We start from the raw sequence: 12273 nt of genomic DNA on the forward strand, positions 1-12273 counted from the left end.
GCCGGCCAGCACGGCAGTCACAGGTCCCGCTTCATGCCCTCGTGACTGGCGACGAAGCCGAGCCGCTCGTAGAACCGGCGCGCGTCGGCGCGGCGCTTGTCGGTGGTCAGCTGCACCAGCGCGCAGCCACGCTCGCCGGCCCGCGTCACGACCCACGTCATGAGCTCCGCACCGAGCCCCTGCCCCCGCCGGTCGGCGCGGACCCGGACCGACTCGACGAGCGCCCGCTCCGCACCGTGCCTGCCCAGCCCTGGGATGTACGTCACCTGCAGCGCCGCCACGATCTCGCCGCCGTCGTCGGCGACGACCAGTTCGTTGCGCGGGTCCTCGGTCACGGCCGCGAACGCCCGCTCGTACACCTCGTCGACCGCCGCCGCCTCCCGGTCCTTGCCCAACACGTCGTCGCCCAGCAGCGCGACGATGGCGGGCAGGTCGTCGTGGACGGCTTCGCGGAAATCCATCAGTCGATGGTATTCAGCACGCCGCCGGTAATGCGGCAGAATCGGCGCGTGCAAGCCGGTGTCCTCGTGCGGGCGCGGGTCGCGACCGCGCTGTTGTTCCTGCTCTTCGGCGTCACGCTCGGCGTGTGGACCGCCCGCATCCCGGCGATCAAGCGGGATCTGGCGCTGAACGACGGCGCCCTCGCCGTGGCGCTGCTGGCGTTCGCCGCCGGGGCGATCACCGGCATGCAGGCCACCGGGCGCCTGGTCGACCGGTTCGGCAGCCGGCGGGTGATGTTGCCGGTCGCGTTCGCCGAAGGCCTGGTGCTCATCCCGCCCGCGTACGCGCCGGGGCTGGTGACGCTCGCCGCCGCACTGTTCGCGTTCGGGGCCGTGCACGGCACCCTGAACATCGCCATGAACGCCAACGCGATCGACGTGCAACGGGCCTGGGGCGCACCCATCATGTCCTCGTTCCACGCCGTGTACAGCATCGGCGGCTTCATCGGCGCGAGCGCCGGCGGCCTGTTCGCCCACGCCGGCGCCGGCCCCCGCGTCACGTTCGCCGCGGTGGGCGTCGCGATGGTGGCCCTCGCCGCGTGGTCCGCGTGGTGGGCCATGCCGAGCACGGTCACGGTGCCGGCGACCGCCGCGACGCCGGCCGAGCGGGGCGGTCCGGTGCGGGGCGTGCTGTTCCTCGGCGTCCTCGTCTGCTGCGCGCTCGTCGGTGAGGGCGCCGCCGCCGACTGGAGCGCCGTCTACCTGCGCGACGAGCTGGACAGCTCGGCCGGGTTCGCCGCGGCGGCGTTCGCCGCGTTCTCGGTCGCCATGACGATCACCCGGCTCGTCGGCGACCGGCTCACCGCCCGGTTCGGGCCGGTCGTCGTGGTCCGCGCCAGCGGGCTGCTCGCCGCCGGCGGGCTCGGTGCCGCCCTGCTCGTCGGCGCGCCGGCCGCGGGCGTCGCCGGGTTCGCCTGCCTGGGAGCCGGGATGGCGCTCATCGCGCCGCAGGTGTACTCGGCCGCGGGCGACCGCAACCCCGACGCCGCCGGCCGGGCCCTGGCCCGGGTCGTGGGCCTGGGCTACCTCGGCTTCCTGCTCGGCCCGGTGCTCATCGGCGCGGCCAGCACCGTCACGGGCCTGCCGGGCGCGCTCGCTATCCCGGTGCTGCTGGCGCTGTTCGTCGCCGCCACCGCGCCCGCACTGCGGCCCGCCGCCGCCACCGTTCCGGCACTGCGCCCGCCGGCGTAGGCATTGCTCCCGGGCGTCGCGGTGTCTGGAAGGGTGAGGCACCGCCACGACGGAGAGGACCCTGGTTGACATCCTCCCCACGCCTACAGGCGGGGGATTCCAGCGGTCGCCCGCTGGGTTTCCTGCTTCACCGACGACCGCCCCGTCCGAGAGGACTCTCGTTGAGGCCTTACACCGCCTCCACAGGCAATCGCGGAGAGCCCCTCCGCGAGAATGTTGCGGGCCGCGTTCACGTCACAGTCGTGGGCCTGCCCGCACTGCGACACGGTGACCGTGGATGGCGATGCGCCCTCGGGCAGCGGACGCGACCACACGATGTCGAGGGGTTCGGCCATCTTCGCCAGGATGAGTCGACCTTCCCGGTAGCGGAACGCGCTGGTGGTGTACTCCGCCGACCGCCGCGACCGCTTCCTGGACTTGAACGTCGGATACCTCGCCCGCTTCGCGAAGAAGCTGGTGAACGCCACCTGCAGGTGGCGCAGCGCCTGCTGCAACGGCACCGAGGACACCTCGTTGAGAAACGCCAGCTCCTCGGTGCGCTTCCAGCCGGTCAGCAGCGCGCTGGTGGCGTTGTAGTTCACCCGCTCCTGGCGCAGGATCCACGCCTCAGAGCGAGCCTGCAACGCCATGTTGTACACCAACCGGACACACCCGAACGTCCTGGCAAGCTCGACCGCCTGCCCAGCGGTTGGGTAGAAGCGGTACTTGAACGCCCGCTTCACCATCCTGGCCACGGCTCGCGAGCTAGCACACGCATCAGTGAACCTCGCGGTGACAGGCGGCCATACGCCGGTCCGCTCAGGCGGCGGACCGGCGTTCCCTGCCCTGCTCCGCGGGGGTTCTGTTTCCTCCCCACGGCTGAAGCCGAGGGTTTCCACGGAGGTTTCCGATGAGCCCGGAGGACGAGCGGGAATTCCGCGAGTTCGTGGCCACCCGGTCGGCCGCGCTGCTGCGCACGGCGTACCTGCTGACCGGCGACACCCATCTCGCGCAAGACCTGCTGCAGACGGCCCTGCTGGGCACCGTCCGGCGGTGGGCCGCGATCCGCCGGCGGGAGCATCCCGAGGCGTACGTGCGCACGGCGATGTACCGCCATCAGATCAACCGCTGGCGGCTGCGCTCCCGGCGGCCCGAGACGCTGGTGCCGGCCACGCCGGACCGCGCCACGGGCGACGACCACGCCGCCGAGACCGTGGTCCGGCACGGCGTCTTCGACGCGCTGCGCACGCTCCCGGCGCGGCAACGGGCGGTCGTGGTGCTGCGGTACTACGAGGACCGCTCCGAGGCCGAGGTCGCCCAGCTGCTCGACATCTCCCTCGGCACCGTGCGCAGCCAGGCGTCCAAGGCCCTGGCGAAGCTGCGGGCCGCGTACCCCGACCTCGCGACCACCCCGATGGTGAGGACCGCGCCATGATGCACCTGCGAGACGTTCCGTTCCCCGCCGACCTCGTGCCGCCGCCGGGTCTGGCGGACACCGTCCTCGACACCGCCCGCTGGCGCCGGCGCACCCGTGCCGTGGCGATCGCGGCGGCCGTCGCGGTCACCGCCGCCCTGGCGGTCCCCGCGCTGCTGCTGCGCGGGCCGGGCACGCCGATGGACCCCGGCGCACCCGCGCCCGGCGCGCCCGGCGGCGGCCCTCAGGTAGCGCACGTCTACACCCGCGAGGAGCGCTCCAGCATCCTCGACCCGGCCCTCGGCAAGTACCGCGAGCTGCCGTTCACCGTGGTCCTGTCCCCCGACCTGACCCGCGCGGCGGTGAACGACAACGGCCGGCTGGGCCTCGCCGACCGGGCCGCGTTGCTGGACCGCGGCCGCGATGCCGTCGAATGGGTCGACGTCCCCGCCGGCAACGGCCCGTCGTGGTCGCCGGACGGCACCGCGGTGCTGTGGACCTCGATCGAGAAGGACCCCACGGTGCACTTCACCGCCCACCGCGTCGACGTGGCCGACCGGCACGTCACGAACACCCCGGTCCCGCTGGACCTCCTCGGCGCGACGGTCGGCTGGGCCGCCGACTCGCGCCGTTACCTGGTCCTCGTGCGCGGCACGCAGACCGACAACACGGTCGAGCCGGGCCCGCTGCAGTACCTGTCTCCCGACGGCACCCCCGGCGCGCGCCTCGACGGCACGGGCGGGTCGGTCGAGGGCGCCACGTGTTATTCGCCGTCTCGCCGGTACGTGCTGACGGACGCCTCGACCATCATGTCGGCGCAGCCCCACGCGTCGCCGGTGTACGACGCGATGTCCGGGAAGGTCGTCGCGACCGTGCCGCCCCGCTCGACGCCCGTCGGCTGGTACGACGAGACCACCGTCGCCGTGCTCGGCCGCGGGGCGGACCGCAACGCCGTCATCGAACTGCTGGACATCACCACCGGCGCGGTCAGCCGCAGCGTGCGCCTGCCCGGCTCCGCCGACGTGACCGCCGTGCAGCTCGGCCCGTCGGCCGGCCTCACCGGCGCGGCGGCCGAACTCAGTTTCTGACGCCGCTGCGGGCCGGCCCGCGCTGCGGGCCGGCCCGTTGCGGACGGGGCGGGCGTCAATGGACCTGGTAGCCGCCTGTGGTGGCGGCCGACTCGTTGAAGCCGGCGAACTCCTCGACCCAGTCACGCAGCTGCGTCGGCTGCTCGGAGTAGAAGAGGGCCATGTCGCCGATCAGGTCGGCGGCGAGGGCGGCCCGCAGCCGGCCGGCAATGAACGCACACTGGTCCGGGGTCACCTGCCAGCCGCCCGGGGAGCTGAAGTGCGCGATCGGCAGCGACTCGGGCGACGGCGCGAACCGCTCGTTGCCGAACAACCGCTCCTGACCGCCGCCGACGATCGCACCGGCCTCCAGCATGACCAGCCGGACGGATTCCATCTGCCAGTCGTCGAGCGCATAGCCGCCGAAGTCGTAGCCCACCACGCCACCCTAGTGGCACCTCCAGTAGACGGGACGGCGAAGGCGATTCTTCGAATTCCCGAGCGGTTGCGGTCGCCCGGCTAATCGATTGCGTGTCGGTGCGGCTGTCGGTCCTGCTGGCGGGTCAAGAGGTGGGCCGAGGTTTCCAGGACGAAGGCGGCCCAGGGTCAGGAAGCTCACGCCCCGACCACGGTCCACAGTGGACCGTGGTCGGGGCCGGCGAGGGGGAAGACGGCGCCGGTGGTCAGGAGGGCGGCGGCGAGCCAGCCGAGGGCGGTGGTGGCCAGCGGGGCGCGGGCGTGGCGCAGCAGGGTCGCGGCGGCGGCGGCGGCGAACACCGCGGCGGGGAGGCCGATGAGGGCGATGCCGGCGCTGTTGGCGTACAGGAGAGCGGTGACCGTCGAGTCGTCGAGGCGGGTGTCGCCGTGGGCCATCGCCACCGCGTCCAGGAACGAGGTGGCCGTGCCGCCGACCGTGACGAGGGCGGCGACGGCGCCGGTGGTGACGTATGAGCACAGTGGACGGTCGGGCAGGTGCAGGGCGCGGGGCAGGAGTGCGCCGAAGGGCAGGAGGAGCAGCATGAAGGCGCAGCCCGCGACGTAGTCGCCGGCCAGGTAGCGGGTGCCGTGGGCGTGGAAGAAGTCACGGACCTCGGCGACCGGGGCGCCGGCCGGGGGTGGCTCGCCCTGCAGGACAGCGGCGCCGAGCAGGAACAGGACGAACCAGCCGATGCCGAGCAGGCCGACCCACCGGCCGTTGTTGAGACGATGCATGCGACCCATGCTCGAGGCCGGGACCGTCGGGCGCGTCGTGCCGTGGTCCACACCGGACGGTCGTGCGCTGGTCGTACACCTGCCGCCGCCGACTCAATCGCACGGTGGACGCGGCTGGTTGCGGCTGCGACCGTGGTGGCAGCGGGTGGACGGTCCCCAGGCCTGACGACCCCGCGGGGGCGTGCGGGCCACGATGCGGGGCATGACGAATGCCATCAGGACACGCGGGCTGACGAAGCGGTACGGCGGCCGGGCCGTCGTGGACGGGCTCGATCTGGACGTCCCGGCGGGCGTGGTCGCGGGGCTCATCGGGCCCAACGGCGCCGGCAAGACGACCACGCTGCGGATGCTGCTTGGGCTGGTACGGCCGGACGCCGGCGACGGCAGCGTGAACGGCGCGCCGCTCGGCCGGCCGGCCGCGTACCTGCCGTGGGTCGGCGCGATGATCGAGGGCCCGGCGTTCTACCCGGGCCTGTCGGGCGCGCGGAACCTCGCCGTCCAGGCGGCCCTCGGCGGTCTCGACCCGACCGGGATCCCGGCGCTGCTCGCGCGGGTCGGGCTGACCGGTGACAAGCCGTTCCAGCGCTACTCGCTCGGCATGAAGCAGCGGCTCGGGATCGCGGCGGCGCTGCTCGGCGACCCGGCGCTGGTCATCCTCGACGAGCCGGCCAACGGCCTCGACCCGGCCGGGATCCGGGACATGCGCGGGATCGTGCGGTCCATCAACGACGACGGGCGCACGGTGCTGGTCTCCTCGCACCTGCTGTCCGAGGTCCAGCAGGTCTGCGACTGGCTGATCGTCATCGGCGACGGCCGGCGGCTGTTCCAGGGCCCGACGAGCGAGCTGCTCGCCGGCGGCGGCGACCTCGAGGAGCGCTACCTGTCCATGTTCACTGCCACGTTCACTGCCACGGAAGGGCGGTCGTCATGATGCGCGCGTTCAGGTCGGAGCTGCTGAAGCTGCGCCGGCCGCGGGTGTTGTACGGGGCGCTCGGCGGCCTGTTCGGCTTCACGATCCTCGTGACGGTGCTGACCTTCGCGACCGCGCCGGTGCCGCCGGCTCGGCTGACGGCGGGGTTCACGAACGCGTCGCGGCTCGTCGGCGTGGTGGTGCTCGTGGTGTTCCTCACCAGCGTCACCACCGAGCACGGCCTCGGCACCCTGCGGACGCTGCTGCTGCGCCAGCCGTCGCGGGACCGGCTCCTCGCCGGCAAGCTGCTCGCCCTCGCCGCCTGCACGGCCGGTGCGCTGCTCGTCGCGCTGGTGGTGAGCCTCGCGGCGGCCGCGGTCGTCACCGGCGTCCGCGGCACGCCCACCGAGCCGTGGCCGGCGGACGCCGCGACCGGCTACCTGAACACGGTGCTCGCCGCCATCCTGTACGGCACCGTCGGGCTGGCGCTCGGGGTGCTGCTGCGCTCGACGCCGATCGCGGTCGGGGTGGCGCTGTTCTGGTTCATCATGGTGGAGAACATCGCGCGCAACACGGTCCCCGCCGCCGGCCACTGGCTGCCCGGCCTGCTCGCGGGCGTGGTCACCGGCGCACCGGGCAGCGTCCCCTACAGTCACGGTCTCGCCGGGGTGCTGGTGTACGGCGCACTCGCGCTGACCGCCGCCTTCGTCACCTTCGCCCGGCGGGACGTCACCGCCTGAACCGGTCACGTCATCCAGCCGGGGCGGATCAGGCCAGTCTCGTACGCCATGATGACCAGCTGCGCGCGATCCCTGACGTGCAGCTTGGTCATCGCCCGGCTGATGTGCGTCTTCGCCGTCGCCAGGCTGACGAACAACCGCGCGGCGATCTCGTCGTTGGTGAGGCCCTGCGCGGCCAGCACCATCACCTGCCGCTCGCGTTCGGTGAGCCCGGCGAGCCGCTCGGCGGGCCTGGCCTCCTTGGCCCGCGACGCGAACTCCCGCACCAGCCGCCGGGTGACGCTCGGCGCGAGCATCGAGTCGCCGGCGGCCACCACCTGGATCGCCCGGATCAGGTCGTCGGGCTCGTTGTCCTTGAGCACGAAGCCGCTGGCCCCGGCCCGCAGCGCGTCGAACACGTACTCGTCCAGCTCGAACGTCGTCAGGATGAGCACCTTGACCTCGTCGAGTCTGGGGTCGGCGGCGATGCGGCGGGTCGCCTCGATGCCGTCCATCACCGGCATGCGCACGTCCATGAGCACGACGTGCGGCACCAGCTCAGTGGCCTTCTCGACCGCGACCCGGCCATCACCGGCCTCCGCCACGACGTCGACGCCCCCGCCGTCCTGCAGCAGCGCCCGGAGCCCGGCCCGCATCAACGCCTGATCGTCGGCAAGCACCAGTCTGATCACGCGGTCCCCCGAACAGACGGGCCTCTCAAGGCGGGACGGGAGCCGTGCCCATGTACAGCGCTTCGCCGTCCGGCCCGGGTCATGACGGTGTCCGGTAGGGCAGCTCGGCGTACACACGGAAACCACCGCTCGGCGTCGGGCCGGACTCGAACGTGCCGGCGAGGCCGACGGCGCGCTCGCGCATGCCGGTGATGCCGTCGCCGTCGGGGTTGGGCAGGGTGGCGGCGGGGCCGTGGTCGTGGACCGTGACCGTCACGGCGTCGTCGGTGAACGCGATCCGCAGCGTCGCGGCGACGGCGGCGCTGTGCCGGCGGACGTTGGTCACGGCCTCCTGGACGATGCGGAACGCCGCCAGGTCCACCGCCGTCGCCAGCTGCCGCGGCTCGCCCTCGACGGTCTTCGTGACGCGCAGGCCCGCCTCGCCGGAGCGGGCCAACAGCTCGTCGACCTGGGAGAGGCCGGCGCTCGGCCGCCGCGGCGCGTCGGTGTCGCGGCGCAGGACGGCGAGCGCGGCCCGCAGGTCGTCGAGGGTCTCCCGGCTGACCTCCTTGATCGCCGCGACCGACGCCCGCGCCTGCTCGGGGTCGCGGTCGAAGAGCCGCAGCGCCACGTTGGCCTGCATGTTGACCAGCGACACGTGGTGGGCGAGGACGTCGTGCAGGTCCCGCGCCACCCGCAGCCGCTCGTCGCTGACCCGCCGCCGCTGCTCGGCGACCCTGGCCCGCTCGGCGTCGGCGCGGCGCTCCCCCGCGACCCGGACTGCCTCGCCCACGGCGAGCACGAGCCCCAGCACGGCGGCGATCGCCACGACCGCGACCGGCCCCGGCGCCGCCTGCCGCCCGACGGCGGCGCTCACCAGCAGATATGTGGGCAGCCCGGCCGCCGTCACCACCCACGCCGCGCTCCGCCGCCCGGTGGCGACGGCGACGACCATCGCGACCGCGAGGCTCAGCGCGGCGGGCCCGAAGCGGTAGCCGAGCGTGCAGTAGGCGGCGGTCGCCGCGAAGTTGCCGGCGAGGACGAGGACCGGCGCGCGGTGCCACAGCCACAGCAGCGCCGGCCCTACCGCGAGCAGCGCGATCGCGAGTGCGTCGACGGGCCGCCGCTCGGTGACCCGTTGTGCCGCCGCGACGGTCGTGGCGATCTGCAGGGCCCCGACCAGCACGGGCATCCACGGCCGCCGGCACCACCGCTCCCACGCCGCGCTGCTCCCGCCCCCGTCCACGGCTCCACGCTAGGGGCGCCCAGCGCGCCGGTCGTCATCCTCGGGACTGCTCGTCACCTACGACCCCAGGAGTACCGGCAAGCGCCCGGCTACGACTCAAGTCGCATTGCACGCCAGGACCGATTCGTGTAGTACTTCATTATGCAGTACGGAACTGATGACGACGGCCTGCTGTACGACGAGGGCACCCGGGCCGCACTCACCGCGTTCGCGGGCGAGGAGGCGCTGCCGCTGCTCGAGGCCGCCGCGGCGGTGCGGTCGGCGGCGGGAGCGATCGAGCACCTCCGCTCGGCCGGCGCGGAGGGGCGCGGGCTCAGCGCCGGCGCGTTCGACCTGCTGGTGCGGCTGAGCCTGAGCGGCGAGGCCGGCCTGCCGCTCGGCGAGCTGGCGCAGGCGCTCGGCGTCACTCCGCGCAACGTCACCGGCCTCGTCGACACCCTCGAGCACAAGGGCCTGCTGCGGCGCGTGCCGGACCCGGCGGACCGGCGTTCGGTGCGGGCCGTCGCGACCGACGACGGGCTGGCGTGGCTGGCGACGTTCCGGGCGCCGACGCGGATGGCGATGGAGGCCGTGTTCGCCGGCTTCAGCGCCGCCGAGGCCGATCAGTTACGCGACCTGTGTCTCCGGCTCGTCCAAGGCGTTCGAAGGGTGCGATCACGATGAACACTGTCGATGTGGTGCGGGCGTATCACGAGGCCCGGTTCCGCGGGGACGTCCCGGCGGCCGTGGCGCTGACCGGCACGCCGTTCCGGTTCGAGAGCCCGATGCTGCGGTTCGACGACCCCGCCGCGCACCTGGCCGGCCTGCCGGACTTCCTGCGGATCGTCACCGGTGTCGACCTGCTCAGCGAGCTGTACGGCGCGGACGAGGCCACCCTCGTCTACGACGTCCACACGGCGACGCCGGTCGGCACGCAGCGCACGGCCGAGCACTTCCGCCTCACCGGCGGCCGGATCACGTCGATCAGGCTGATCTTCGACGCGACCCCGTGGCAGGCGCTGCACGCGGCGGTCACGGGATGATCATCCCGCGACGACGACCGACTCCATGGTGCGGGCGATCGCCTCCGCGTCCGCACGGGACAGGAACGCGGTGTCCACGTCGACGGTGAGCACCAGCGCGCCCGGCTCGTCGTCGATGTGCAGGAACAGCGGCTCGGTCGGCCCGCTCGACGCGCCGACCCACTCCAGCACGCCGTCGGCGGTCGTCGCCTCCACTGTGGAGGCCCGCTGCATGCGGCGGTCGTTGTAGCAGACGGTGCGGGTGACGTCGATGTCCGCGCCGGCGAGCACCTCGGCGAGCCGCATCGGGTCGTAGTAGGCGTGCTTGTGCGCGGCGAGCGACGCCCGCGCGACCCGGCCGAGGGCCTCGTCGAACGGCACGGACACGTCCGCGACGCACAGCCCCAGCTGCGCCAGCGGCGTGACGACCTCGGCCAGCCCCGAGCGGAACCGGTTGCCCACCAGGTGCCGCACCGCGACCTGGTCGGTGCCGGCGACCCGGCCGACGGCCACCATGAACGCGGTCGACAGGATCGTCGCCGGGTCGACCCCGGTGCGCGCGGCGACCAGCGGCAGCGCACCCGCCATCGCCGGCGAGGTGAACCGCGCCTTCGGATACCGCACCGGCTCCGGCGTCCGTGCCGGCGGCAGCACCGTCACCGACGGCAGGTGCCGCTCCCAGTGGCGGACCGCGGCGGCGCTCTGCCGGACCCCGGACGGCGAGCGCTGCCACTCGGCCAGTTCGAGCGGCTGCGGGCCGGTGACGGGCGTGGCGACGCGGGCGCTCGCCTCGGCCACCATCACCCCGGCGCCGATCGCATCGGTCACCAGGTGCGGCATGATCGCGACGAGCCGCTCCGGCCGCCCATCGCGGCACACGATCGCCGCGCGCAGCGGCCAGTCCGCCGCCAGGTCCGGCGCCGCGATCCGGTAGCCGTGCTCGACCTCGGCGGCGAGCCCGAGGGGGTCGGCCGTCTCGTACACCTCGACGGCCAGCGTCCCCTCGGCATGCACCTCCTGCAGGGTGCCCGCGCGCAGCCGCGTCCGGAAGGACTGGTAGCGCTCCAGCGAGTAGCGCAGCTCGTCGAGCACGTCCGCGACGGTCGTGCCAGGCGCCACCGGCTGGTGCCCGCCCATCGGCAGCCACGACCGCTCGCGGTCCATCGTCAGCAGCATCGACTGCTGGCCCCAGGTCAGCTCGGCCACGCCACTGCCCTCGCCGCGGAACGCGACGTCGACCCGATCCACCACGTCAACCATCGACGGATCCATTCTCGTCCGGCTCGCGACCAGAGACAGCCTAGCGCCCCGCGCTCACGGCACCAGATGGATGCGGATCTTTCTCGCGGTGACCACCGCGTCCTCCAGGACGTTGAGCCGTGGCTCCGGGACCTCCAGCAGGTGGGGGTGGCGCAGCGCGGCGACGGGCGCCAGCCGCGGATCCTCCAGGACGTGGTCGATCATCGCGCGGTCGCCGCCGCAGACGACCGAGGCGAGGCCCTCACCGCCGGACAGGACGCGCACCGCGATGTCCGCGGTCTCCTCGACGGCGGCGTCCGTCTGGTTGCCGCGGCGTCTGGCGTACCGCTGCTGCGACCACCCACCGGCAGCGGTGCGCCCCTGCACGTAGAACCGCTCGACCTTCGACGTCTCCAGGGTCGTGCCCTCGGCGACCCCGACGGCCGCGGCGCCCCTGCGCACGAGCAGCAGCCCGATCCTCGGCGGCCGGGCGATCCCCTGCAGCAGCGCGTCGATGTCGGCGACCCCGTCCAGGCCCGGCGGCGGGTGCAGCGTCGCGGTGTCGCCGTTGCTGGCGCCGGTCAGGGTGAGCGCGTCCTCGGTCGCACCGTCGTGCCGGCCGTAGAACCCGTCCAGCCAGCCCTTCAACCGCTCGGGGGAGATCTCGACCCAGCGTCCCCCGCCGGCGGCGGGCCTTGCCTTCACCATGTTCCCATTTTGCCGTTGTGTCGCATGTACGAACAGCAGCGGGCCGCTCCGGTCTGTCCCGCGCCTCTGGTGGCGGCGCTGTCAGGTGCCGTGCACGAACAGCAGCGGGACCAGCACGACGACGCTGACGATCGCGACGGAGGACAGCACGCCGCGCCAGGTGCGCAGGAACCGCCGGATCCGCCGCCGCAGGCCACCCCGACGCGGCCGTGGGCTGGGGTCGTCGCCGGTGACCGCGAAGATCTCCAGCCAGAGCCCGCCGAGCAGCGCGATCGGCGACGCGACCGCCACGACGGCCAGGCGGACCCCGGTCAGCGGCGGCATGTGGTTGACGACGACGGCGGTCACCGCGGCGACCAGCACGGCGACGGCGAGCTGCGCGACGGCACGCAACCGTCCCTGCACCGCCACCTCCT

Annotated in this window: 16 protein-coding genes; 7 read left to right on the top strand and 9 right to left on the bottom strand. The window is 73.7% G+C overall.

Features of this window, described 5'->3' with window-relative positions; genetic code table 11:
• Window positions 1–17 precede the first annotated feature (17 nt).
• On the bottom strand, window positions 18–461 hold the full coding sequence (locus tag ACQEVZ_RS10885) for an N-acetyltransferase family protein (protein ID WP_433364810.1): 444 nt from the start codon (window positions 459–461) through the stop codon (window positions 18–20).
• Between the two features lie 48 nt (window positions 462–509).
• On the opposite strand from ACQEVZ_RS10885, the gene ACQEVZ_RS10890 reads away from it, so the two are divergent.
• Entirely contained in the window at window positions 510–1691 is a 1182-nt protein-coding gene (locus tag ACQEVZ_RS10890; protein WP_433364813.1) for an MFS transporter, read from the top strand.
• Between the two features lie 83 nt (window positions 1692–1774).
• Here ACQEVZ_RS10890 and ACQEVZ_RS10895 read toward each other — a convergent pair whose 3' ends face one another.
• Window positions 1775–2416, bottom strand: a complete 642-nt coding sequence (locus ACQEVZ_RS10895) for an RNA-guided endonuclease InsQ/TnpB family protein (RefSeq protein WP_433376724.1) — start codon at window positions 2414–2416, stop codon at window positions 1775–1777.
• Between the two features lie 164 nt (window positions 2417–2580).
• Here ACQEVZ_RS10895 and ACQEVZ_RS10900 point away from each other — a divergent pair, with 164 nt between their 5' ends.
• Together ACQEVZ_RS10900 and ACQEVZ_RS10905 are read left to right on the top strand one after the other, a co-directional pair.
• Entirely contained in the window at window positions 2581–3105 is a 525-nt protein-coding gene (locus ACQEVZ_RS10900; protein ID WP_433364816.1) for a SigE family RNA polymerase sigma factor, read from the top strand.
• A complete protein-coding gene (locus ACQEVZ_RS10905; protein WP_433364819.1) occupies window positions 3102–4172 on the top strand; it encodes a hypothetical protein in 1071 nt (356 codons plus the stop codon). Before ACQEVZ_RS10900 ends, ACQEVZ_RS10905 begins: the two co-directional genes overlap by 4 nt.
• A 55-nt stretch (window positions 4173–4227) precedes the next feature.
• Here ACQEVZ_RS10905 and ACQEVZ_RS10910 read toward each other — a convergent pair whose 3' ends face one another.
• Both ACQEVZ_RS10910 and ACQEVZ_RS10915 read right to left on the bottom strand, forming a co-directional pair.
• Complete coding sequence (locus ACQEVZ_RS10910; protein ID WP_433364822.1) at window positions 4228–4590, bottom strand: hypothetical protein; 363 nt, start codon at window positions 4588–4590, stop codon at window positions 4228–4230.
• Between the two features lie 176 nt (window positions 4591–4766).
• A complete protein-coding gene (locus ACQEVZ_RS10915) occupies window positions 4767–5363 on the bottom strand; it encodes a hypothetical protein (RefSeq protein WP_433364825.1) in 597 nt (198 codons plus the stop codon).
• A gap of 202 nt (window positions 5364–5565) precedes the next feature.
• On the opposite strand from ACQEVZ_RS10915, the gene ACQEVZ_RS10920 reads away from it, so the two are divergent.
• Complete coding sequence (locus ACQEVZ_RS10920) at window positions 5566–6294, top strand: ABC transporter ATP-binding protein (protein ID WP_433364828.1); 729 nt, start codon at window positions 5566–5568, stop codon at window positions 6292–6294.
• Window positions 6291–7013, top strand: coding sequence for an ABC transporter permease (locus ACQEVZ_RS10925; protein WP_433364836.1), 723 nt, complete (start codon window positions 6291–6293; stop codon window positions 7011–7013). The genes ACQEVZ_RS10920 and ACQEVZ_RS10925 overlap by 4 nt, the downstream gene beginning before the upstream one ends.
• 5 nt (window positions 7014–7018) lie before the next feature.
• On the opposite strand, the gene ACQEVZ_RS10930 is transcribed toward ACQEVZ_RS10925, so the two are convergent.
• Both ACQEVZ_RS10930 and ACQEVZ_RS10935 read right to left on the bottom strand, forming a co-directional pair.
• Entirely contained in the window at window positions 7019–7684 is a 666-nt protein-coding gene (locus ACQEVZ_RS10930) for a response regulator transcription factor (RefSeq protein ID WP_433364839.1), read from the bottom strand.
• A 79-nt stretch (window positions 7685–7763) separates the two neighbouring features.
• Entirely contained in the window at window positions 7764–8909 is a 1146-nt protein-coding gene (locus ACQEVZ_RS10935) for a sensor histidine kinase (RefSeq protein ID WP_433364842.1), read from the bottom strand.
• A gap of 141 nt (window positions 8910–9050) precedes the next feature.
• Between ACQEVZ_RS10935 and ACQEVZ_RS10940 the strand changes: the two genes are divergently transcribed.
• Together ACQEVZ_RS10940 and ACQEVZ_RS10945 are read left to right on the top strand one after the other, a co-directional pair.
• The gene (locus ACQEVZ_RS10940; RefSeq protein WP_344509391.1) at window positions 9051–9572 is read left to right on the top strand and encodes a MarR family winged helix-turn-helix transcriptional regulator; all 522 of its coding nucleotides are present in this window, start codon (window positions 9051–9053) and stop codon (window positions 9570–9572) included.
• The gene (locus tag ACQEVZ_RS10945) at window positions 9569–9931 is read left to right on the top strand and encodes a hypothetical protein (RefSeq protein WP_354904654.1); all 363 of its coding nucleotides are present in this window, start codon (window positions 9569–9571) and stop codon (window positions 9929–9931) included. Before ACQEVZ_RS10940 ends, ACQEVZ_RS10945 begins: the two co-directional genes overlap by 4 nt.
• On the opposite strand, the gene ACQEVZ_RS10950 is transcribed toward ACQEVZ_RS10945, so the two are convergent.
• The 3 genes from ACQEVZ_RS10950 to ACQEVZ_RS10960 form a co-directional block, all read right to left on the bottom strand.
• On the bottom strand, window positions 9932–11170 hold the full coding sequence (locus tag ACQEVZ_RS10950; protein ID WP_433364847.1) for a condensation domain-containing protein: 1239 nt from the start codon (window positions 11168–11170) through the stop codon (window positions 9932–9934).
• 54 nt (window positions 11171–11224) lie between these two features.
• Window positions 11225–11857, bottom strand: coding sequence for an acVLRF1 family peptidyl-tRNA hydrolase (locus tag ACQEVZ_RS10955; RefSeq protein ID WP_344509386.1), 633 nt, complete (start codon window positions 11855–11857; stop codon window positions 11225–11227).
• A gap of 81 nt (window positions 11858–11938) precedes the next feature.
• The gene (locus tag ACQEVZ_RS10960; protein WP_363394925.1) at window positions 11939–12262 is read right to left on the bottom strand and encodes a hypothetical protein; all 324 of its coding nucleotides are present in this window, start codon (window positions 12260–12262) and stop codon (window positions 11939–11941) included.
• Window positions 12263–12273: the final 11 nt, after the last annotated feature.

It is taken from the genome of Dactylosporangium sp. CA-152071 (assembly GCF_050936335.1).
Taxonomy (GTDB): Bacteria; Actinomycetota; Actinomycetes; order Mycobacteriales; family Micromonosporaceae; genus Dactylosporangium; species Dactylosporangium maewongense.